Source organism: Streptomyces mesophilus, assembly GCF_040300965.1.
Lineage (GTDB): Bacteria > Actinomycetota > Actinomycetes > Streptomycetales > Streptomycetaceae > Streptomyces > Streptomyces mesophilus_A.
In genome coordinates, this window is sequence record NZ_JBEPEW010000002.1 from 111,295 (window position 1) to 131,038 (window position 19,744).

The window sequence follows — 19,744 nt, forward strand, 5'->3', positions numbered from 1 at the left end:
GACAGACCTCAGGCCGATACCCGGGCAGTCGGCAGCCCCCGCCTCACCGCATGCCGGCCCGCTCCCTCAGCACCTCCACCCCGTCCCCCGCCAGCTCGTCGCAGTAGGCGACCCGGCCGGTCATCGCCATCACCAGCGCCAGGGTGCTGCCCGTGACCAGCCGCCCTGTTCCCGTCGCGAAGGGACCGTCGTCGGCCACCAGGCGCAGTCCGCCGAGCCGGCCCTTCGCGAGCACCACGAGATCCGTGCCCCGGTAGTACTCGGCCACCGCCGTGAGCGTGGCGATGGGATAGCCGTGACGGATGCCCAGCGGCCGCCGGATGTCCTCGCCGTGCACGACCGTCTCGCCGAGGATCGCGATCGCCGGAAGCGGCGGCTTGCGCGTACTGGTGACCGACCGCCGGAACCGCTCCAGTGTCTCCACCGGATCCGCCCCGAGCTGCCGCTCCAGCTGCATCGCCACCTGCTTGTCGAAGTCGAACCGGCAGCGCAGCACGCCCGCCAGCCAGCTCACCGGCGTCAGCCGCGCGGAGGCGGTCAGATGCGCCAGGACCTCCCGTACCGTCAGCTCGGTGCAGAGCGAGTGCGTGGCCCATCCCTCGGCGTCCAGGCCTGCGAGGTCATCGGCCAGCGCGGCCCGTTCGGCATGGATCAACGGCCATACGTCACGGCTCGGCGGCCGCTTCTGCTCCGTCATCCGGGCACCTTCCGTCATCCGGGACCTTCCGTGAGGACCGGTCTCGCGCTCACCTGCCTCGGCCGGCAGGCGAGCTCACAGGCCGGACCGCCGCCGCACCGGAAAATCATCGACGTCGGGCCCGGGATCCCTGCGCCCATGCGCTTCTTTGCGATTCCTTTACAGTAGGTGGAGAAGTGTCCGCACAAAGAGTCTCCGCAGAGAGAAGGAGCCAAGAGCCCGCGATGGGTGAGCCTCCCAGTACCAACCCCCGCCCCCGTGGCGGTGACCGATGCTGAGCTCCGTGCTCGGCCTGCTCGCCGTGCTCGTCCTGACGGCCGGCACCGGCTATTTCGTCGCCCAGGAATTCGCCTACGTGGCAGCCGACCGTCTCGCCCTGGCCCGCGAGGCCGAGGCGGGCGACAAGCGCGCGGCCCGGGCGGTGAAGGTCCTCGGGAAGCTGTCGTTCATGCTGTCCGGCGCGCAGCTGGGCATCACCGTCACGGGTCTGGTCGTCGGCTTCCTCGCCGAACCGTCCGTGTCCGGCCTCCTGGGTCCGGCTCTCGAGGGCACGGGGCTCTCCGGCGGAGCGGTCTCCGTGATCTCCGTCGTGGCCGGCTTCGTGGTCGCCACCGTGCTCCAGATGGTCATCGGCGAGCTGGCCCCCAAGAACCTGGCCCTCGCCGTCCCCGAACGCCTCGCCAAGTCCCTTTCCGCCTCGACCCTCGCGTATCTGAAGGTCGTCGGACCGATCGTGCGGATCTTCGACGGCGCGGCCAACCGGATCCTGCGCAGGATCGGCATCGAACCGGTCGAGGAGCTCCACCACGGCGCCACCCTCGAGGAGCTGAGCCACCTCATCGGCGAGTCCCATGAGCACGGCCATCTGCCGGAGGCGACCGCCGAACTCCTCGACCACGCCCTGGACTTCTCCGAGCGCACCGTGGACGAGGTGATGGTGCCGCGCGCGGACGCCGTCTTCGTCCGCAGGGACGCGACCGCGGCCGAGGCGGTGGCCCTGATCGGCAAGTACGGGCACTCCAACTACCCCGTGCTGGGCGACCACCCCGACGACGTGGCCGGGGTGCTCGGCGTACGGGAGCTGATGCGGCTGCCCGCCGCGCGCTTCGAGCGCACCACCGCGGGCGAACTGGCCCGCCGCCCCCTGCTGCTGCCCGACACGCTGCCCCTGCCGGGCGCGGTCGCGCAGATGAGGGAGCGGGACGACGAGTTCGCCGTCGTGCTCGACGAGCACGGCGGTGTGGCGGGCATCGTCACATACGAGGACATCGCGGAGGAGCTCGTCGGCGATATCGCGGACGAGTCCGACGCGGTGGTGGAGCCGGCCGTCGCGGACGGCGCCGGCTGGCTGGTCGACGCGGGTCGCCGGCTCGACGAGGTGGCCGACGCCACCGGGATCGAGCTGCCCGAGGAGGACGACTACGACACCGTGGCCGGCCTGGTCATCGACCGCCTCGGCCGCTTCCCGGCCATCGGCGACCGGCTCACGGTCGCCCTCGCAGACGGGTCGGGCGCCGAGATCGCGGTCCTCCGTCTGGACCGCCATGTCCCCGAGCGCGTACGGATCGAGCGCGTCCCGGCCCCCGACGCCACCGAGCCCGAGGAGGTCACGGCATGAGCTTCCCCATGGCCCTCTTCGTCACGCTTCTGCTCCTGGTCGGCAGCGGCTTCTTCGTGGCCGCCGAGTTCGCCCTGGTCGCCGCCAAACGGCACCGTATGGAACAGGCCGCGGCCCAGGGGCAGCGCGGCGCCAAGTCCGCGCTCGCGGGCATGCGCGAGCTGTCCCTGATGCTCGCGGGCGCCCAACTGGGCATCACCCTGTGCACCTTGGGCCTCGGCGCGATCTCCAAGCCGGCGATCTCGCACGAACTCGACCCGCTCCTGGAGAAGCTGGGGCTGCCCTCCGGCCTCAGCTACGGCATCGCGTTCGCCGTCGCCATGATCGTCGTGGTGTTCCTGCACATGGTGCTCGGCGAGATGGCCCCCAAGTCCTGGGCCATCGCCCACCCCGAACGCTCGGCGATGCTGCTCACCCCGCCCTTCCGCGCGCTGGTCAAGGCCGTACGCCCGGTGATCCGGGTGCTCAACGCGGTGAGCAACGCGCTCGTACGGCTGTGCCGTGTCACCCCGCGCGACGAGCTCGCCTCGGTCCACAACCGCGAGCAACTGACCCATCTGGTCGAGGAGTCCGAACGCCTCGGCCTGATCAGCGAGACCGACTCCGGCCTGATCACCAGCTCGCTCACCGAGCCGCTGACCCCGGTCGGCGCGCTCCAGACGCCCGCGGACCGGATCACTTCCGTACGGGCCGCGGCCGGTGTCGACGAGATCCTCGAGGTCGCCTCGGCGCACGACCGCACCCGCCTCCTGGTCCTGGACGGTCCGGCGGTACTCGGCGACGGCCGGGCGGTTCTCGGTGACACGGCGGTGCTCGGCTCTGTGCACGCCCGTGACGCCCTGGTCTCCCGCGCCCAGGGCCGCACCCCGACGGCCCGCGAACTGGCCCGCCCGGTACCGGAACTCGCCGCCACCGACACGATCGCCGACGCCGTCGAAACCCTCCGCCACCACCGAGCCACCCTCGCGGTCGTCCGCGACGGAACGGGCCACCTGACGGGCTTGGTCAGCCTGGACGACCTCCTGTCCCGCCTCCTGGAGCCCACCGTCTGACGGGGACCGACTGGCGCCGGGGGACCGATTGTCTTTGCGTAACCACCCATAGCGGACATCACGCAGGACAATCGGTCCCCCTGCCGAGCTATCCGACGGACGTGAGGGGAGACTTCGGGCGGTCGGGGAGGAGATGGCCGGTGTGGGCCAGGGCTGTGATCGCGGCCGCGCACAGGGCGCCCGTTGTGGCGAGGGCCGCCCAGGGAAGCCAGGCCACGCCCGTGTCGAACAGCGCGCCCACCGCCAGGTTCCCGGCCGCGATCGCGAGGCCCGACGCGGTGTTGTACGCGCCGTAGTACGTGGCGACAAGACGTTCGCCGGACAGCCTGACCACGGTGTCCATCTCGAACGGATAGAGCAGCGCCCCGCCCCACGCGAGCAGCGCGGCGCACAGGGCAAGACTCAGCACCCCGTACACGAAGGGCCCGTCGTAAAGGAGCGGCAGGAACGCGGCGCCCATCATCGCGAGTCCCCACGCGATGGCCCGCGGCCCGGACAGGGTCCGTTTCGCCCAGGCCGTCAGCCTCAACTGCCCGGACAGCGCGGCGAGCGCGGACACGGCGAACACGGCGCCCGTCACCACGCCCGTGCGCTCGCCGAACAGCTCCCGTGTCCGCAGCGGCAGCGCGAGGTACACCTGGAAGGCCAGGACGTAACTGCCGGACATGGCCACCGCGAACAGCAGGAACGGCCGGTTCGCCACGATCGACCGCCAGTCGGCGAGGACCGCACGCCAGGCCGGTTCGGCGCCGCGGTCCTGCGGCGCCCTGCCGGGCAGCGCCCGCGCCTGGAGCAGCGCCAAGGCACCGAAGATGAGCGCCGACGCCGCGCACACGGCCCTGAAGTCCCAGGCCAGGAGAGCGAGTCCGGCGAGCGGGCCGACCAGGATCCCGGCCTGGTAGAAGACGTTGAACGTGGCGAAGGCCTCCACCCGCCGCTCCTCACCCGCCTCGGCCGCCAAGTACGCCCGTACCGCCGGATTGAACAGCGCGCCCGCGAGACCCGTCAGCGCCGACGCGACGATCAGCGCGGGCAGCGACTGGGCGAAGCCGAGCAGCGCGAAGGCCACGGTGCGCAGCGCGCACCCGGTCAGGATCATCGGCTTGCACCCGTAGCGGTCGGCGAGCGTCCCGCCGACCAGGAACATCCCCTGCTGCGACAGATTCCGTACGCCGAGCACCAGACCCACCGCCCAGGCGGCGAGCCCGAGTCCATGGCCCAGGTGGTCGGCGAGATAGGGCATCAGCATGTAGAAGCCCAGGTTGATGGCGAACTGATTGACCATCAGGAGGCGTACGGCCGGGTCGAAGGACGCGACCTGTTCGCGGAGCCCCTTCACCGCACACCTGCCGTACGCGCGAGGGGGTCGCGGACCTGTCCGCACCGCGTCCACCCCGTCACCACGCGCTCGTCGGGCGTGGCGATCTCCTCGGGGCCCGGGGGTGGCGCCAGGTCCCAAATCCCTTGTTCCGTGCACCAGTTGTCGTTGTAGACCGTCTCCAGATAGCGGTACGGCCCGTCGGGGAACACGGCCGCGATCCGTGTCCCCGGCGGTGAGGTACGGGCCACCCACCCGGCCACCAGCGCGACCGCGCCCACGCTCCAGCCGCCCGAGGCGTAGTGCCGGCGCGCCAACTCGCGGCAGGCCCACACCGCTTCACCGGGCGCCACCCAGTGCACCTCCGCGAACGCGCCGTAATCCACGTTCGCCGGATGGATGCTGGAGCCGAGCCCGCGCATCAGCCGGGGCGCCGCGGGCTGTCCGAAGATGGCCGAGCCGACCGAGTCCACACCGACCACCCGCAGGCCGGGGGAGTGCCGGCGAAGGCCCGCCGCGATCCCGGCGGAGTGCCCGCCGGTGCCGACCGCCACCACGAGGGTGTCGATCCGGCCGAGCTGTGCGGTGAGTTCGGCGGCGAGGGGTCCGTACGCGGCGACATTGTCGGGATTGCTGTACTGGTCCGGGCAGTACGCACCCGGCTGCGCGGCCAGGAGTTCGGCGACCCGGGCCCGGCGGGCCTCCTGCCAGCCGCCGGCCGGATGCGGCCGGTCCACCCGGTCGACCCGCGCGCCGAGCGAGGTCAGGAGCCGGACCATCGCCGGCTCCATCCCGGGATCGGAGACGACGGTGACCGGATGCCCGTACGTCAGCCCGGCCAGCGCGAGCCCGAGCCCGAGCGTCCCGCTGGACGACTCGACCACGGGCGCACCGGGCCGCAGCGCACCGCGGCGCCGCGCCTCGCGGATCATATGCAGGCCTGGACGGTCCTTGATACCGCCGGGGTTGGCGCCTTCGAGCTTGGCGAAGAACCCGCGGCCGGGCGGGGCGAAGGGGCGGTCGATCCACAACACCGGGGTGTTTCCGACCAGTTGGGCAGGGCGGCGGGCGACGACCGGCGCCGCGGCCCCTGAGGGGGAGGTCCGGCCGATGGCCGGATGCGGGGGTCCGGGGGCGAAGTCCTCGGGGGTGAGGTCGTCGCGAGGGTCGTCACACAGTTCGTGCAGGCGGGGGGTGGGCTTCATGGCGTACGGCTCCTACGTGCTGCGGCGGCGCCAGGCGCGCTGAGCACGGGATCGGCAGGTCGGGGTCGCGCGGACGCATCCCGTGAACTCCCGGCTCGTATACGGGAGGTGGGATGCGGGGCGCGGCTACTGCCGCCAGACGCAGAGCGAGGACCGTTCGCCGCCCCGGCCCGGCGGTCCCGTATGGTCCACCGCCGCAGGGGACGGCAGCGGGCACCGGGCGGACGGGGTGAGGGGAGCGAGGAGGGGCAGCGCCGGCGCGGAGAGCTCCTGTGCGCCCGGATCGCGCGGCCGGTCCACCGAGTGGTCGACGTGCTCACCCTCGTCGTGATCGTGCGCGGGACCCGGTACGAGCGCGGCCTGCTGCGGACCGGCCGGCGCGTGATGACCGGGCGGGCAGACGGCGACGATGCCGGGATGCGGACCATGCGCCCCATGCGGCCCGGCGAACGGAGCACTGTGCGCGGCACTCGCCAGATGCGCGGTGATCAGCACGGCGAGCAGCGGCACGAGCACGAGACGGCCTTGCCGCATCGCCCCTGCCAAGGCCGTCCACCACGACTCGATCACGCACTGATCGTAATTCGGTGATTACGCGAGGTCACGTCCGCGGGCTGCGGTTCGCCCGTACGTGCGCCCGCTGGCCCCGCTCACACCGCCGCCCGCCGCCTCAGTAGGCCACCGTGTCGCACCACTTCTCCGCCCAGGCGGAGGGGCCGTGCGTGTTGGCCGCGCGGACCGTGACGCAGATTTCGTCTCCGGAGAACGGACCGTTGATGGTGTAGCTGGTGGCGCCGGTGGAGTATGTGGTGTCGACGTTCTTCTCGGTGAAGTTGCTGCCCGTGTTGGTGTAGTGGATGTCGTACCGGGTCGCCCGGGGGATCGCGGACCAGCTCACCTTGATGGGCATGTCGCAGGAGCCGACGCAGCCGTGGACGTACTCGAGCTTGTAGGCCGTGAGGGCGGGCGGCGGGGAACCCTCGGAGGAGCCGCCACCGGACGCGCCGCCGTCGGATGAGCCACCGCCGTCGGCGGAACCGCCGCCGGACCCGTCACCCGTCGGGGTGCCGCCCCCGCTGTCCGGCTCCTGTGAACTGCCGCCGCTCTCCTGGCCGTCCGGCTGCTCGCTGCCCTTGGGGTCCTTCGCTCCGTCCTCGTCCTTCCCGTCGTCCCCGCCCTTCTCCTTCTGCTTTCCGGAGGGCGAACTGCTGGGCGTACCGGAGGAATCACCGTCTCCAGGTGTCGCACTCGCGCTGCTGCCCGGCGGCTGCGTACGGGTCTCGTCGCCGCCGTCGCCGAAGGGCTGGAGCAGTGCGACCGTTCCGCCGCCGACGGCGAGTACGGCGACGACGGGCAGGACGAGGAGGGTGCGCCGCCGGCGCGGCCGCTCCTCGCGCGTACTGGTGTCGGCGGACGCGCCGGGCTGCCGCGGCCGCAGCCCGACGGTCGCCTGGTCGACGGCGCCGCCCGCCGCGGCCGGCTCCTCCCGCAGGGGCGTGGCCTCGGCATCGAGCAACTGCGCGGACTGCTGGGCGAGATGGGCGACGACGGGCGCGGGCAGCCAGGTGCCGCGCGCCGTGGTGGGCCGTGGCCGCCCGGGATCGGCGAGGAGCTCGTCGACACCGGGCCGCCGCTCGGCATCCTTGGCCAGGCACCGCGTGATCAGCGCCCGCAGCGCGGCATCCTCGATCCCCGTCAGATCCGGCTCGCCCTCCACGATCTGGTACATCACGGCATGCTGATTGCTCGCCCCCTGCCCGAACGGCAACTGCCCGGTCGCCGCGTACGTCAGGACGCAGCCGAGGGTGAACACATCGCTCTTCGCCCCCGCGCGCTGCCCCTGTATCTGCTCCGGGGACATGAACCCGGGCGAGCCGACGGCCATCCCCGTACTGGTCAGCAGGGAGGAGACGGACGCGTCGAGCGCCCGGGCGATCCCGAAGTCGATGACCTTGGTGCCGTCCACGGTCAGCATCACGTTGGACGGCTTGAGGTCGCGGTGCACGAGCCCTGCCGCGTGGATGTCGGCGAGTGCGTGCAGCAGGCCGTCTGCCAGGGTGTGCACGGACGAGGGGGGCAGCGGTCCGTGCATCCGTACGACCTGCTCCAGCGAGAGCCCGGCCACATAGCCCGTGGCCACCCACGGCGGCTCGTCGTCGGGGCCGGCGTCGAGCACCGGCGCCGTGTACCGCTCGCCGACCCGCCCGGCCGCCTCGATCTCCTGGCGGAACCGCGCCCTGAACTGCGGGTCGGACACATGCTCTTCATGGACGACCTTCACGGCGACGGTACGCCCGCGCTCCGTCCGCGCCAGGAACACCCGCCCCATCCCGCCGGCGCCCAGTCGGCCGAGCAGCAGATACGGCCCGATCCGCGGGGGATCGCTCGCGGCGAGCGGCTTGATCCCGCCGTCGAAGCCGTCCACGCCGTCCTGCCCGGCGTCCCGCTCGCCGCGCCCGTCCCCGTTCGCAGTGCTCATGTTGGTCTGGCTCCCCCGTTTTCGCGCGCCTGGTCCCGGCGCAACGCCGTTGAGGATAAACGGTGTTGAGGCGCGTGGTGAAGGAGCGTCCGGTGCTCCCGGTGAGCTCTTCGCCGGGGGCGAGGGGGACCTGGTCCCGCTCCCGGACCGGCTGACACACTGTGCGCCACGCGCACCTCCGCCCGTTCACGCACCCGGCCACCGCTTTCCCTGCCCGAAAGGCTCCCGATGATCACGCCGAACGAGGCTCCGGAGCCCGAACCGGGCAAGGCGGTCGAACCGGCCGAGGGAGTCGACCCGGCCGAGGCAGTCGACCCGGTCACGGCAGCCGAACCGGCCGCCGGGCGGCCCCTGGTGACCGCCGCCTATGGCGAGCCGGTCGTGCATGAGGGCGTCACGGTCATCCCGGTCGCCGAGACCTACGACTTCGGCGGCATCGGCGCGGTTGCCGGAGCCCGCCCGCGCGGCTTCATCGAGATCAGGAACGGCTCCGCCACGTACAAGCCCCTGCGCCCTCCGTGGAAGACCCTCGCCGCCCCACTGGCCGCCTTCGCGGTGGGCGCGGCCGTCCCCGCCCTGGCCCGCCGTCTCGCCGGCCGCCGCTGGGGGCGGTGACCGGACTCGCGGGCCGCCGCTGGGGGCGGTGACCGGAGCGCGGGCCGCCGCTGGGGGGCGGTGGCCGGACCGCAGGCCGCCGCTGGGGCGGTCACCTGACCGTGGGCCGTCCGCACACAGGGCCGTATGATCGTGGGGTTGGTCTGCTGCCGTCCCGCTTCCGTGCCGCGGGGTCACCGAGCGCGTGACCGCCAGCCGTGCCGGGGCCGCCGTCGCTCCCGGCGAGAACCGATGCCTGCAGGAGAGAGCGTGCGCATGCCCCAGATGCCCAGCGCCGCCGCCTGCCCGCCGTGATGCCTCGCCGCTGAGCCGTGCCCACAGTGATGTCTCGCCCCTGAGCCCGCCCCTCCGCGATGTCTCGCGCTGAGCCCGCCCCGCCGTGCTGCCCCTGAAGCTGCCCCTGAAGTGGTCCGGCCCTCGTGCCACCCCGTTCCGTACGTCCGTACAACGCCATGCCCGTACCACCTCGGGCGTGCCCGAACCCGACAGGTCCCGCCCTTGTCCCCCTCCACACTGTCCCCTGCCGCCCGCCTGCGCCCCGACTGGCTGAAGGACCCCAAGGTCTGGCGTACGGAGATCCTCGCCGGCCTGGTCGTCGCGCTGGCCCTGATCCCCGAGGCGATCTCCTTCTCGATCATCGCCGGGGTCGACCCCGCGATCGGTCTGTTCGCCTCCTTCACCATGGCCGTGGTGATCTCGGTCGTCGGTGGCCGCCGCGCGATGATCTCCGCCGCGACCGGCGCCGTCGCCCTGGTGATCGCCCCGCTCAACCGCGAGCACGGGCTCGGCTACCTGGTCGCCGCGGTGATCCTGGCCGGTGTCATCCAGATCGTCCTGGGCGTGCTCGGCGTCGCGAAGCTGATGCGGTTCGTGCCGCGCTCGGTGATGGTCGGCTTCGTCAACGCGCTGGCCATCCTGATCTTCATGGCCCAGGTCCCCGAGATGCGCGACGTGCCTTGGCCCGTCTACCCGCTGATCATCGGGGGCCTCGCACTCATGGTCCTCTTCCCGAAGGTCACCAAGGCGGTCCCGGCCCCGCTGGTCTCCATCGTGATCCTCACCGTGATCACCCTCGCCGCCGGCATCGCGGTCCCGACCGTCGGCGACAAGGGCGACCTGCCGTCCTCGCTGCCCGTGCCAGGGCTGCCCGACGTGCCGTTCACGCTCGACACCCTGACCACCATCGCCCCGTACGCGCTCGCGATGGCGCTGGTCGGTCTGATGGAGTCGCTGATGACGGCCAAGCTGGTCGACGACATCACCGACACCCGCTCCTCCAAGACCCGTGAGTCCATCGGTCAGGGCATCGCCAACATCGTCACCGGCTTCTTCGGCGGGATGGGCGGCTGCGCGATGATCGGCCAGACGATGATCAACGTACGGGTGTCCGGAGCACGCACCCGCCTGTCGACCTTCCTCGCGGGCGCCTTCCTCATGGTTCTCTGCATCGTCTTCGGTCCCGTGGTCTCCGACATCCCCATGGCCGCCCTCGTCGCCGTCATGGTGATGGTGTCCTTCGCGACCTTCGACTGGCACTCCATCGCGCCCAGGACCCTGCGGCGGATGCCGGCCGGGGAGATCACGGTCATGGTGATCACCGTCGCCGTCGTGGTCGCCACGCACAACCTCGCGATCGGCGTGGTCGCCGGCACCCTCACCGCCATGGCCGTCTTCGCCCGCCGCGTCGCCCACGTCGCCGACGTCACCGCGGTCACGGACCCGGACGGCACGAGCGTGGTCTACTCCGTGACCGGCGCCTTGTTCTTCGCCTCGTCCAACGACCTCGTCGGCCGTTTCGCCTACGCCACCGACCCCGACAGGATCGTCATCGACCTGACCGCCGCGCACATCTGGGACGCCTCCTCCGTCGCGGCCCTCGACACGATCGGCGCCAAGTACGCGCAGCGCGGCAAGACCGTGGAGATCATCGGCCTCAACGAGGCGAGCGCTCGGATGCACGAGAAGCTCAGCGGCGAACTCACCGGAAGCCACTAGCCGGTTCGGACCGGCCCCGCGCGGAACCCACTAGCGCGGATCGGTCCCGCGCGGAAGCCACTGGCCGAGGCGGACCGGCCCCGCGCGGAAGCGGCTAGCGCGGATCGGTCCCGCCCGTACGGCGGCGGCGTACGGCCCACAGCATGGCGCCGGCGCCGGAGACGATGCCGAGCCCGGCGAGCGCACCGATACGGCGCGCGGACAACTCCGTGCCGGTATCAGCCAGTTGGGGTGCATCGGGTTCGGACGGGATGAAGCTCGGTGTCGTTGGGCCGGGGGTCGGTGCCGGGCTGGTGGGGGCCGGTGTGGTGGGCGCGGCTGTGGTCGGCGTCGGCGTCGTCGGCGTAGGAGTGGGCGTCGGCGTAGGAGTGGTCGGCGTCGATGTGGGTGTCTGGGTGGTGGGGCTCGACGTCGGTGTCGGTGCGCCGGACTCGCAAGACAGGTCCGCGGCGAACGGGAAGTAGTGGATCTCACCCGCGTTCACATCCGACCCACCGGCCCCTTCCGTCCCGGCCAGTGGTCCCGCGACCAGCGACTTCACGATGACATCGCCCTCGATATTGGACGGGTCGACATCGGTCAGGTGCGCGTTCGGCGCGTAGATCGTGCCCTCGACCGAGTCGCCGTCCGTGATCGTGATGCCGGTCGCGTCGGGGAAGTCCCAGAGGATGTACGGTGCGTCGGTGCCCGAGACGCCCGCCATGTTCGGGGTCGACCAGTCGAACTCGCCGCCGGTCGCGGTGGTGTCGACGACGATGGCGAGCGGGGTGTCCGCGCTCGGCCGTGCCGTGAACGTCATGATGTCGATGTGGTCGAGCTGCTCGCCGGTCAGGTGCAGCACATTGGTCCTGCCCGGAGTCAGGTTGACGGTGACGTTGGAGCCGGCGGGCGGGTCCGTGACGACGGCGCCGCTGCTCGTGTCGGTCAGGACGACGTTGTCCCCGCAGCCGGCGATCCGGGCGGCCCGCGTCCGGTACGTCGCGAACAGCGAAGGGAAGTCCATCAGGCCCGCCGCCCGCACGGAGCCGGCGTCCTGCCGGGTGGTCAGCTCGATACGCGGCGTGGAGTCGTAACCCGAACCCGCCGCCACCACACGGGTGTTGACGGATGCGCCGTTCCCGTCCTTGTCCAGCGCCTGCCCGCCCGCCATGTCCCCGACGTGGACATAGCCGTTCGTCAGCACCTTGAGCACACCGGACGGGCTGCTCGCCGCGTAGTCGACGAAGCCGCCGACGAGCAGCGCCGTCGGGGTGCTCTCGCCGGGCGCGGTGAAGGTGCCGGGGGTGTGCAGGGACACGTTGTAGCCCGCGCCCATGGTGAGGTTTCCGCCGACGGCTACGGGCCCCTCGGACTCGGTGCTGCCGAGGGTCGCGTCGCCTTCGGTGACGACGCCGAAGCCGTTGTTCCCGGCCACGGGGTTGCCGATCGAGACGGTCTCGCGGACGGAGGCGACCGGGGCCGAGGACACGGGGCTCGCCGCGAGCAGTAGCCCGCCGGCGCATACGGCACATGTCGTGGCGGCCCCGAGCGCGGCCGGCCCGGCCATCGCCCGGGTCCTGCCACTCCGGGACGCTCTGGAGTGCTGGGTCATACGGCGCACTGTGATCCTCGTACGACGACCTGACCGGCCCCCACGCCGTGCGGCACCCCTTACGCGGGAACGTCCACGGGCAACCGGCTGCGCCCGCCGCACTCAGGACGACCCGACTCCGGGTCCCGCCCCCGACTGATCCGACTCCGGGCCCCCGCCCCCGACTCCGCGTCCCCACCCCTCACTTCCGCGACCCCGCCCCTCACTAGAGTCGCCGCATGCCTGATCTCTCCTACCTCGCCGCCGTCCGGGAGTCGTACGACACGGTCGCGTCCGACTACGTCGAGCAGGTCAAAGCGCCGGTGGAACTGGATCCGCTGTCGCGGGGCATGCTGGACGTCTTCGCCGAAGTGGTACGGACGGCCGCCCTCGGCCCCGTCGCCGACCTGGGGTGCGGGCCCGGCAAAGTCACGGCCCACCTCGCCGAGCGGCATGTACCCGTATTCGGCCTGGACTTGTCGCCCGCCATGGTCCGACTGGCCCGCGGCGCCTACCCGGAGCTGCGGTTCGACGTCGCCTCGATGACCTCGCTCCCGATCGACGACGACGGCCTCGGCGGCATCCTCGCGTACTACTCCACGCATCACACCCCGCCGGAGCTGCTGCCGGTGGTGTTCGGCGAGTTCCACCGCACGCTCGCACCCGGCGGCTGCCTGATGCTGGCCGGTCACGTCGGGACGGGTCAGCACTTTCGTCCGACCCAGGCGTACGGCGGGCACCCGGTGTCGTACGAGTCCTATCTGCTGCCACCGGACGAGATCGCCGAGCTCCTGCGCGGGGCAGGGCTCACCCTCACCGCGCGCCTGGTGGAGGAACCCGCCGAGGGAGCACAGCGCACCTACGCCACGTTCCTCGCGCGCAAGCCCGAACGCGCTTGAGAGCAGAGGCACCCACCGACGGCGCGCGGCGCCCCCGCTTCCCCGCACCGAGGGCTGGACCGGTTTGATCTAATCTGCCGCTTATGCCCCTCAGTGCTCAGGGAGATGCCCGACCACTCCGGTTCGGGGCGGTGACCGTGCTCGTCGGCCTGGCGGCGGGCGTCGCGGGAGCGCTGCTGGCCCTGCTGCTGCACGGGGTGCAGCACTTGGCGTACGGGTATCACGAGGGCTCGTTCCTGGCCGGGGTCGAGGGGGCCCCGCCGGGACGGCGCGTGGCCGTGATGGCCGTCGCCGGTGTGGTGGCCGGGGTCGGCTGGTGGGCGCTGTACCGGTACGGGCGTCCTCTGGTGAGCATCGCGGCGGCGGTGCGTTCGCCGGACGTCCGGATGCCGCCGCTCACCACCTTGTGCCATGCCCTGCTGCAGATCGTGACGGTGGGCCTCGGTTCCCCGCTCGGCCGGGAGGTGGCGCCGCGGGAGGTGGCCTCGGTGCTCGCGGGGGAGTTGACGCGAAGGACGGGACTCTCACCGCGCCAGTGCGGTGTGCTCACGGCGTGCGCGGCCGGCGCCGGTCTCGCCGCGGTCTACGACGTGCCGCTGGGCGGGGCCGTGTTCACCCTCGAGGTGCTGCTCGGCTCGTGGGCCCTGGGCGCGGTGCTGCCCGCCGTGGCCACGGCGGTGATCGCCACCGTCGTCTCGTGGGCCGTGCTCCCGGATGAGGCGGTCTACCGGCTCCCCCAACTCGACATCGGCACGCCCCTGTTGGTGTGGTCGGTGCTGATCGGGCCGGTCGTCGGGGTGTGCGCGTACTGGTTCGCACGGCTGGCCGCCGACGCGCGCGAGCGGGCGCCGCGCGGACGGCTGCTCCTGGTCGCGGCACCGGCCGCGTTCCTCGTCGGCGGGCTGCTCGCCGTCCCGTATCCCCAACTGCTCGGCAACGGCAAGGCCCCCGCCGAGGTCGCCTTCGAGGCCCAGCCCGCGATCGGCCTCGCGGCGGTCCTGCTGGCGCTGCGCGTGGCGCTCGTACTGCTGTGTCTGCGCGCGGGGGCCCGTGGCGGCCTGCTCACCCCTTCGCTCGCCAACGGGGCACTGCTCGGAGTGGTGGCCGGCGGTGCCTGGGTGCTGCTGTGGCCGGGGGACAGTCCGGCGGCGTACGCGGTCGTGGGAGCGGGCGCCTTCCTGGCCGCGGCACAGCGCATGCCGCTCACCGCGGTCATCCTGATCCTGGAGTTCACCGCCGCCCCGCGGGACCTGGTGGTACCGGTACTCCTCGCGGTCGCGGGCGCGGTGACCACGCGCAGACTCTGCGAAAGGTGATGCGCTCGTGGGGCCGACCATCGACCGGCGGGCGCCGGGCGCCCGCTCAGCGGGCCATCGAGCGGTCCATCTCCCGCACCCGCGCGTCCAACGACGCGACGACGGCCGCCGATTCGGCTGGAGGACGTCCGGGGACCTGCACGTCGTGCCGGACTCCACCGCACACATGGCCGGACTCCGGTCGGGGCAACTCGACCTCGATACCCGCCCGCCGCGCGAGCGCGACCGAGACGGCCACGAACCCCTCGGACAGCGCGAGGATCACGGAGTGACCCGTCCCGCAGTGCCACACGACCAAGCCACGGACGAACTCCGCGAACGCGACCGGATCGACCTCCAACGTGTCCGGGTCGCCCCAGTACTTCCCCTGGCCGATCCCCGAGGGCAGCCCGATCTCCGCCTCGAAGACCTCGACCTGCCGCACGAACAGACGCCCGGCACCGCTCGACGGATTCCACAACGTCTCGCCACCGACATCGAAGTACATGCTCATCGCTGAACCCCCTGCTCGGTCGTCCCCGGAGGCCAGATCCTGGGGCCGAAGCTCCACAGGCGCGTCACCATCGCCCTTGAGCGGCAATGTCTTTGCGTCGCATGATGCTCCCCGAACTGTCGGATGGGGGCACGCATGGCAGCGCTGTCAGGCAAGGTCACGCGTCGACATCTGATCTGGTCTCTGACTGGGATCGTAGTGTTGTCGATCATTGCGAGCACACCGTTTCTGCTCCGTGCTGTCGCACCCGATGGGCAGAACTGGGGCGAGCTGAGCGACATCAGTCAGACCTATGGGTCCCTCTCGGTGTTGTTCTCCGGCGCCGCACTCCTGGGTGTGATCGTGTCGCTCGTCTATCAAGCACGGCAGTCGGCGCTGGAGCGAGCGGAGGCACAACGCGCGGTCCACCGCGAGCTGTTGACCATGGCATTCGAGGACCCCGAACTCATCCCGTGCTGGGCTCCGTGGCCGCAGCCGGTGACTGCCACACGGTGGAAGCAGCTCTCCTACATCAACCTGATCTACAACTCGTGGTACACGGACTACAGGCTCGGCCGATCCAACGACAAGGCGGCACGTGAGAAGCTCGCGTACCACTTCCGAGGTCAACTGGCGCGGATCTACTGGGAGATGCACGCCGACGAATGGCGTGAGGTGACTCGGGCCGAAGGCTCGCGGCGGGCCGTTCGCTACTTTCAACTCACCACAGAGGTATACGCCCAGGCCGTAGCCGACCGGCGGCCCGCTGTGCCTGCCTCTGCTTACTTGCGGCCGTGACCCGACCCGAGCTCGTCAGTGGAGCTTTCGCCGGCAACCTGCCGAGATTCTCCCCTTGTCGTGACCGCTGTTCTGCGGTCACGACCACGGATCGTCCTGGCCATCTCCCGTGTCGGGCGCATCGGGGTGCAGCATTGCGCGCATACAGCGGGGCAGGCCGTCGCCGTCGGCGCACTCGGCCGCGCGCATCCACGGAAGTGGCGCCATCAACTCGGCCATGTCGTCGGTGGCCAGGTCGTTGACCATGGCGCGTAGTCGATCCGGGATCGGCTGATCGCTCAGACACATCCACCCCAGCGCGGCGCTCACCCGCACCTCGGGAGACCGCGAAGGGGTGGACCACTGGTCGCGGATCCAGCCCACCGTTTCTGGGGCCGGGTGCGCCCGGGTCAGCTCCGCCATGGCCAGGATCAGGGCCGACCGGACGGCGGGGGAGGGCTCGGTGAGCAGCCGGGTGTGGAAAGCGGTCCGGATGTCCCGCGCGCGGTCGGATGCGGCTGCCAGTGCGTAGAGGGCGGCAATGCGCACCGCGGGACTGGGGTCGTCGACCAGGCGGAGGAGGAGGTCCGCGTCTGCGGCGATCGCGTCGCGGGCAGCCTGTACGGACCAGTTGGCCAGATAGCCGGTGGGCTCGTACAACCACTCATCCGCACCCCGAGGCCGCAGCATCCTGTCCCGCGTGCATACGCCGAGGTATCCGACGCGAGCCGCTGCGGCTGTCACACCCAGGGCTTCCGTGCGCATGCCGGTACTCGGATCGGTGCCGATGCGCACAAGGAAAGGCACCGCCGGCGCGACCGCAGCCCTCATGTCGTTCGCGCACAGGCCACCGAGCGCATCGAGGGCGCCCCGGATGGCGGCGATGCTCCCCGACCGCAGCCGCTCCATCCTCTTCCGGACTTCGCGGCCTTCCGGAAAACGGTCCCAGGGAACCTCGTTCACCAGGAACCCATCCTTGGCCTCCGGGCGGATAGCGGCTACCACCGCGCGAACGTCTAGGGGCCCGCCTGCCTGATCCTGCGGATCCCCGTCCACGAACGCCCGCACCACTGCCTTGTACGCCGGGTCGCTTTCCCACTGCTGCACTGAACGCCCCTCCACGACAGCTCGCCCCAACCCCAGGCGCCGAGACGCATCCGGGCAGTGGATTTCCCTGACCACTCCCCGTTCACTCCCCACCGACCCCAAAACGCAGATCAGGCCCGGCTCTCCAAGAAGGAGAACCGGGCCTGACCTGCTGTTTCAGCTGTCGGGGTGGCGGGATTTGAACCCACGACCTCTTCGTCCCGAACGAAGCGCGCTGCCAAGCTGCGCTACACCCCGATGTCGTACTCCACGCCCCGCACTGCTGCAGGTCGCGGCGACATCGATTACTTTAGCGGACCCGCGCCCGGAGACGAAATCCGGTTTTTGCGGGGGCCCGGGGCGGGGCGGATGCGGTCGAGGCCCACGAAGGCCAGGGCCAGGGCGTAGAAGCAGAGGCCCAGGACGACCGCGTTGCCCAGGACGCCCGCGTAGCCGTGCTGCTCGACGTCCACGAAGGGGTACGGGTAGCGGGCCTCGGAGCCGGGGGACATGATCGCGCCGCGGATCAGGCAGAAGACGAGATACGCCAACGGGTACAGCAGCCAGAGGCCGGCGTGGCGCAGGCGCAGGCCGCCCGGGCGGGTCAGGAGCAGCCAGTTTGCGAAGGCGGCGAGCGGGGTGACGGTGTGCAGCAGCTGGTTGGCCACCTCGTGCCAGCCGGACAGGCCCGGCTGGTCCGTCATGGAGAAGGCGCTCGCGCTGTTCGCCAGGATCACGTGGTAGACGAGGCCCGTGATCGAGATGAAGACGACCGTGCCCGTCGTCAGCCAGGCGGGAAGCGGCGGCCGGCCCTGCCAGGCGCGCCAGGCGGAGAGGGCGAGGACGACCGCCACGATCACGTTGCTCTGGATCGTGAAGTAGCTGAACAGGCGCAGCACGCTGTCGGTCAGGCACAGGTCGATGACGATGCCGGTGACCGCAGCGAGGGAGATCAGCGCGCGAAAGGAGGCCGCGAACGGTCTGCGCTCCGGCGGTGCGACCGCTTGAGGTGGGACATGTCCGGAAATGGGCGCCGTCATGGGGTCACCGTAAACAACGCCCCCGGCGCCCGCGCGCCCGCCCCACCTTCACCGCCCGCGCGCCCGACCCGGAGGAAAGCCGGCCCTCAGCCTTCCCGCTCCACCAGCGTCAGCAGCGTCGCCTCCGGCGGACACGCGAACCGCACCGGCGCGTAGCGGCTCGTGCCGCAGCCCGCGGAGACGTGGAGATACGAGGTGTGGCCGCCGGACGTGTGCGTGGAAAGCCCCTTCACGCGGTCCGTGTCCAGATCGCAGTTGGTGACCAGCGCCCCATAGAAGGGGATGCAGAGCTGGCCGCCGTGTGTGTGCCCGGCGAGGATCAGCGGGTAGCCGTCCTGGGCGAAGTCGTCCAGACAGCGCAGATACGGGGCATGCACGACGCCGATCGAGAAGTCGGCGCCGGACTCGGGACCGCCCGCCACCTGCTCGTACCGGTCGCGGCGGATGTGCGGGTCGTCGAGGCCGGTGAAGGCGATCTCGTAACCGTCGATCTTCAGGGTGCCCCGGGTGTTGGTCAGGCCCACCCAGCCCGCCGCGTCGAACCCGTCGCGCAGGTCCTCCCACGGGTTGTGCAGGGCGCCGACGACGGGCGGGTTGCCGTTGAGGCCGTGCTTGCCCTGGAGCCGTTCGGTCAGATAGCGGCCGGGGTTGCGCAGCCGCGGACCGTAGTAGTCGTTCGAGCCGAAGACGTACGCGCCGGGGAACTGCATCAACGGGCCGAGCGCGTCCATGACTTCGGGCACCCCGTCCGGATCGGACAGGTTGTCACCCGTGTTGATGACGAAGTCGGGGCGCAGACCCGCGAGGGACTGCAGCCAATGCCGCTTCTTGCGCTGGCCGCTCACCATGTGGATGTCGGAGACCTGGAGAACGCGCAGCGGCCGCATGCCCGCCGGAAGCACCGGCACCGTCACCCGCCGCAACCGGAACGAACGCACCTCGATCCCGGCCGCGTACACCACACCCGCGGCCGCCGCCGCGGTGATTCCCAGAGGTACTCCGTATCGCGCGCGCATGGAACCCATCGTCGCAGACGTAGGCGGAGGGCCACAGTCCGCCTGTCGGCCCTCGCAGGGAGCTTGCAGGGCAGGGGAAATGCACAGGCACCCCACCCGCCGTACCTGCGACACTGAACCCATGACCACGCTCAAGACCAAGCTGCAGGCAGACCTCAACGTCGCGATCAAGGCGCGCGACGAGCTGCGCTCCTCCACCCTGCGGATGACCATTGCGGCCATCCAGAAGGAAGAGGTCGCGGGCAAGGAGAAGCGCGAGCTCTCCGACGACGAGGTGCAGAAGGTGATCACCCGCGAGGCGAAGAAGCGCCGCGAGGCCGCGGAGGCCTTCGCGCAGGGCGGGCGCGCCGAGTCGGCCGAGCGCGAGAAGGCGGAGGGCGAGGTGCTCGCCGAGTACCTGCCGAAGCAGCTGAGCGACGACGAGCTCAACGCGATCGTCGCCCAGGCCGTCGGGGAGGCGAAGGCCGCGGGCGCCGAGGGTCCGCGCGCGATGGGCCAGGTCATGAAGCTGGCGAACGCGAAGGTGGCCGGCCAGGCCGAGGGCGGCCGCGTCGCCGCCGCGGTGAAGCAGGCGCTCGCCGGCTGAGAC

18 protein-coding genes and 1 tRNA gene are annotated in these 19,744 nt (G+C 71.4%); 8 read left to right on the forward strand and 11 right to left on the reverse strand.

Annotation, left to right across the window (positions count from 1 at the left end; genetic code table 11):
- Window positions 1-43: 43 nt before the first annotated feature.
- The gene (locus ABT367_RS01340) at window positions 44-697 is read right to left on the reverse strand and encodes a maleylpyruvate isomerase family mycothiol-dependent enzyme (protein ID WP_352248310.1); all 654 of its coding nucleotides are present in this window, start codon (window positions 695-697) and stop codon (window positions 44-46) included.
- Window positions 698-968: 271 nt separating this feature from the next.
- On the opposite strand from ABT367_RS01340, the gene ABT367_RS01345 reads away from it, so the two are divergent.
- Both ABT367_RS01345 and ABT367_RS01350 read left to right on the forward strand, forming a co-directional pair.
- A complete protein-coding gene (locus ABT367_RS01345) occupies window positions 969-2,315 on the forward strand; it encodes a hemolysin family protein (protein WP_434975372.1) in 1,347 nt (448 codons plus the stop codon).
- The gene (locus ABT367_RS01350) at window positions 2,312-3,367 is read left to right on the forward strand and encodes a hemolysin family protein (protein WP_352248312.1); all 1,056 of its coding nucleotides are present in this window, start codon (window positions 2,312-2,314) and stop codon (window positions 3,365-3,367) included. Before ABT367_RS01345 ends, ABT367_RS01350 begins: the two co-directional genes overlap by 4 nt.
- A gap of 88 nt (window positions 3,368-3,455) precedes the next feature.
- Here the strand turns inward: ABT367_RS01350 and ABT367_RS01355 are convergent, their stop codons facing one another.
- From ABT367_RS01355 to ABT367_RS01370, 4 genes are all read right to left on the reverse strand, one after another.
- Window positions 3,456-4,706 carry an MFS transporter gene (locus tag ABT367_RS01355; RefSeq protein WP_352248314.1) on the reverse strand — a complete coding sequence of 417 codons (1,251 nt, stop codon included), beginning with the start codon at window positions 4,704-4,706 and terminating at the stop codon, window positions 3,456-3,458.
- Window positions 4,703-5,890, reverse strand: coding sequence for a PLP-dependent cysteine synthase family protein (locus ABT367_RS01360; protein WP_352248316.1), 1,188 nt, complete (start codon window positions 5,888-5,890; stop codon window positions 4,703-4,705). Before ABT367_RS01360 ends, ABT367_RS01355 begins: the two co-directional genes overlap by 4 nt.
- Before the next feature lie 126 nt (window positions 5,891-6,016).
- Window positions 6,017-6,460 (reverse strand): hypothetical protein, encoded by a 444-nt coding sequence (locus tag ABT367_RS01365; RefSeq protein ID WP_352248318.1) that lies wholly within the window; start codon window positions 6,458-6,460, stop codon window positions 6,017-6,019.
- Between the two features lie 100 nt (window positions 6,461-6,560).
- Complete coding sequence (locus tag ABT367_RS01370) at window positions 6,561-8,369, reverse strand: protein kinase domain-containing protein (RefSeq protein WP_352248320.1); 1,809 nt, start codon at window positions 8,367-8,369, stop codon at window positions 6,561-6,563.
- 228 nt (window positions 8,370-8,597) lie between these two features.
- Between ABT367_RS01370 and ABT367_RS01375 the strand changes: the two genes are divergently transcribed.
- Both ABT367_RS01375 and ABT367_RS01380 read left to right on the forward strand, forming a co-directional pair.
- Window positions 8,598-8,984: a sporulation protein gene (locus ABT367_RS01375; protein WP_352248322.1), complete on the forward strand. Its 387-nt coding sequence runs from the start codon at window positions 8,598-8,600 to the stop codon at window positions 8,982-8,984.
- Between the two features lie 498 nt (window positions 8,985-9,482).
- The gene (locus ABT367_RS01380) at window positions 9,483-10,979 is read left to right on the forward strand and encodes a SulP family inorganic anion transporter (RefSeq protein ID WP_352248324.1); all 1,497 of its coding nucleotides are present in this window, start codon (window positions 9,483-9,485) and stop codon (window positions 10,977-10,979) included.
- A gap of 94 nt (window positions 10,980-11,073) precedes the next feature.
- Here ABT367_RS01380 and ABT367_RS01385 read toward each other — a convergent pair whose 3' ends face one another.
- A complete protein-coding gene (locus ABT367_RS01385; protein WP_352248326.1) occupies window positions 11,074-12,570 on the reverse strand; it encodes a choice-of-anchor A family protein in 1,497 nt (498 codons plus the stop codon).
- Window positions 12,571-12,788: 218 nt separating this feature from the next.
- Between ABT367_RS01385 and ABT367_RS01390 the strand changes: the two genes are divergently transcribed.
- Together ABT367_RS01390 and ABT367_RS01395 are read left to right on the forward strand one after the other, a co-directional pair.
- Window positions 12,789-13,448 carry a class I SAM-dependent methyltransferase gene (locus tag ABT367_RS01390; RefSeq protein WP_352248328.1) on the forward strand — a complete coding sequence of 220 codons (660 nt, stop codon included), beginning with the start codon at window positions 12,789-12,791 and terminating at the stop codon, window positions 13,446-13,448.
- 131 nt (window positions 13,449-13,579) lie between these two features.
- Complete coding sequence (locus ABT367_RS01395) at window positions 13,580-14,764, forward strand: chloride channel protein (protein ID WP_352248330.1); 1,185 nt, start codon at window positions 13,580-13,582, stop codon at window positions 14,762-14,764.
- A gap of 46 nt (window positions 14,765-14,810) precedes the next feature.
- Here the strand turns inward: ABT367_RS01395 and ABT367_RS01400 are convergent, their stop codons facing one another.
- Window positions 14,811-15,257: a DUF6086 family protein gene (locus ABT367_RS01400; RefSeq protein ID WP_352248332.1), complete on the reverse strand. Its 447-nt coding sequence runs from the start codon at window positions 15,255-15,257 to the stop codon at window positions 14,811-14,813.
- A gap of 135 nt (window positions 15,258-15,392) precedes the next feature.
- On the opposite strand from ABT367_RS01400, the gene ABT367_RS01405 reads away from it, so the two are divergent.
- The gene (locus tag ABT367_RS01405; protein ID WP_352248334.1) at window positions 15,393-16,034 is read left to right on the forward strand and encodes a DUF6082 family protein; all 642 of its coding nucleotides are present in this window, start codon (window positions 15,393-15,395) and stop codon (window positions 16,032-16,034) included.
- Between the two features lie 78 nt (window positions 16,035-16,112).
- Here ABT367_RS01405 and ABT367_RS01410 read toward each other — a convergent pair whose 3' ends face one another.
- From ABT367_RS01410 to ABT367_RS01425, 4 genes are all read right to left on the reverse strand, one after another.
- Window positions 16,113-17,120 (reverse strand): HEAT repeat domain-containing protein, encoded by a 1,008-nt coding sequence (locus tag ABT367_RS01410; protein ID WP_352248336.1) that lies wholly within the window; start codon window positions 17,118-17,120, stop codon window positions 16,113-16,115.
- Window positions 17,121-17,283: 163 nt separating this feature from the next.
- Window positions 17,284-17,357, reverse strand: a tRNA-Pro gene (locus ABT367_RS01415).
- Between the two features lie 47 nt (window positions 17,358-17,404).
- Window positions 17,405-18,139, reverse strand: a complete 735-nt coding sequence (locus ABT367_RS01420) for a Pr6Pr family membrane protein (RefSeq protein ID WP_352248337.1) — start codon at window positions 18,137-18,139, stop codon at window positions 17,405-17,407.
- 86 nt (window positions 18,140-18,225) lie between these two features.
- The gene (locus tag ABT367_RS01425) at window positions 18,226-19,155 is read right to left on the reverse strand and encodes a metallophosphoesterase (RefSeq protein WP_352248339.1); all 930 of its coding nucleotides are present in this window, start codon (window positions 19,153-19,155) and stop codon (window positions 18,226-18,228) included.
- Between the two features lie 121 nt (window positions 19,156-19,276).
- Between ABT367_RS01425 and ABT367_RS01430 the strand changes: the two genes are divergently transcribed.
- Entirely contained in the window at window positions 19,277-19,741 is a 465-nt protein-coding gene (locus ABT367_RS01430; protein ID WP_352248341.1) for a GatB/YqeY domain-containing protein, read from the forward strand.
- The last annotated feature ends 3 nt before the right edge of the window (window positions 19,742-19,744 follow it).

What these genes read in the sequence shown, in the direction of transcription:
- ABT367_RS01425 (WP_352248339.1), bottom strand. Translation starts at nt 19,155, where the DNA reads ATGCGCGCGCGATACGGAGTACCTCTGGGAATCACCGCGGCGGCGGCC.
- ABT367_RS01420 (WP_352248337.1), bottom strand. Translation starts at nt 18,139, where the DNA reads ATGACGGCGCCCATTTCCGGACATGTCCCACCTCAAGCGGTCGCACCG.
- ABT367_RS01370 (WP_352248320.1), bottom strand. Translation starts at nt 8,369, where the DNA reads ATGAGCACTGCGAACGGGGACGGGCGCGGCGAGCGGGACGCCGGGCAG.
- ABT367_RS01340 (WP_352248310.1), bottom strand. Translation starts at nt 697, where the DNA reads ATGACGGAGCAGAAGCGGCCGCCGAGCCGTGACGTATGGCCGTTGATC.
- ABT367_RS01385 (WP_352248326.1), bottom strand. Translation starts at nt 12,570, where the DNA reads ATGACCCAGCACTCCAGAGCGTCCCGGAGTGGCAGGACCCGGGCGATG.
- ABT367_RS01350 (WP_352248312.1), top strand. Translation starts at nt 2,312, where the DNA reads ATGAGCTTCCCCATGGCCCTCTTCGTCACGCTTCTGCTCCTGGTCGGC.
- ABT367_RS01430 (WP_352248341.1), top strand. Translation starts at nt 19,277, where the DNA reads ATGACCACGCTCAAGACCAAGCTGCAGGCAGACCTCAACGTCGCGATC.
- ABT367_RS01405 (WP_352248334.1), top strand. Translation starts at nt 15,393, where the DNA reads ATGGCAGCGCTGTCAGGCAAGGTCACGCGTCGACATCTGATCTGGTCT.
- ABT367_RS01345 (WP_434975372.1), top strand. Translation starts at nt 969, where the DNA reads ATGCTGAGCTCCGTGCTCGGCCTGCTCGCCGTGCTCGTCCTGACGGCC.
- ABT367_RS01375 (WP_352248322.1), top strand. Translation starts at nt 8,598, where the DNA reads ATGATCACGCCGAACGAGGCTCCGGAGCCCGAACCGGGCAAGGCGGTC.
- ABT367_RS01390 (WP_352248328.1), top strand. Translation starts at nt 12,789, where the DNA reads ATGCCTGATCTCTCCTACCTCGCCGCCGTCCGGGAGTCGTACGACACG.
- ABT367_RS01360 (WP_352248316.1), bottom strand. Translation starts at nt 5,890, where the DNA reads ATGAAGCCCACCCCCCGCCTGCACGAACTGTGTGACGACCCTCGCGAC.
- ABT367_RS01400 (WP_352248332.1), bottom strand. Translation starts at nt 15,257, where the DNA reads ATGAGCATGTACTTCGATGTCGGTGGCGAGACGTTGTGGAATCCGTCG.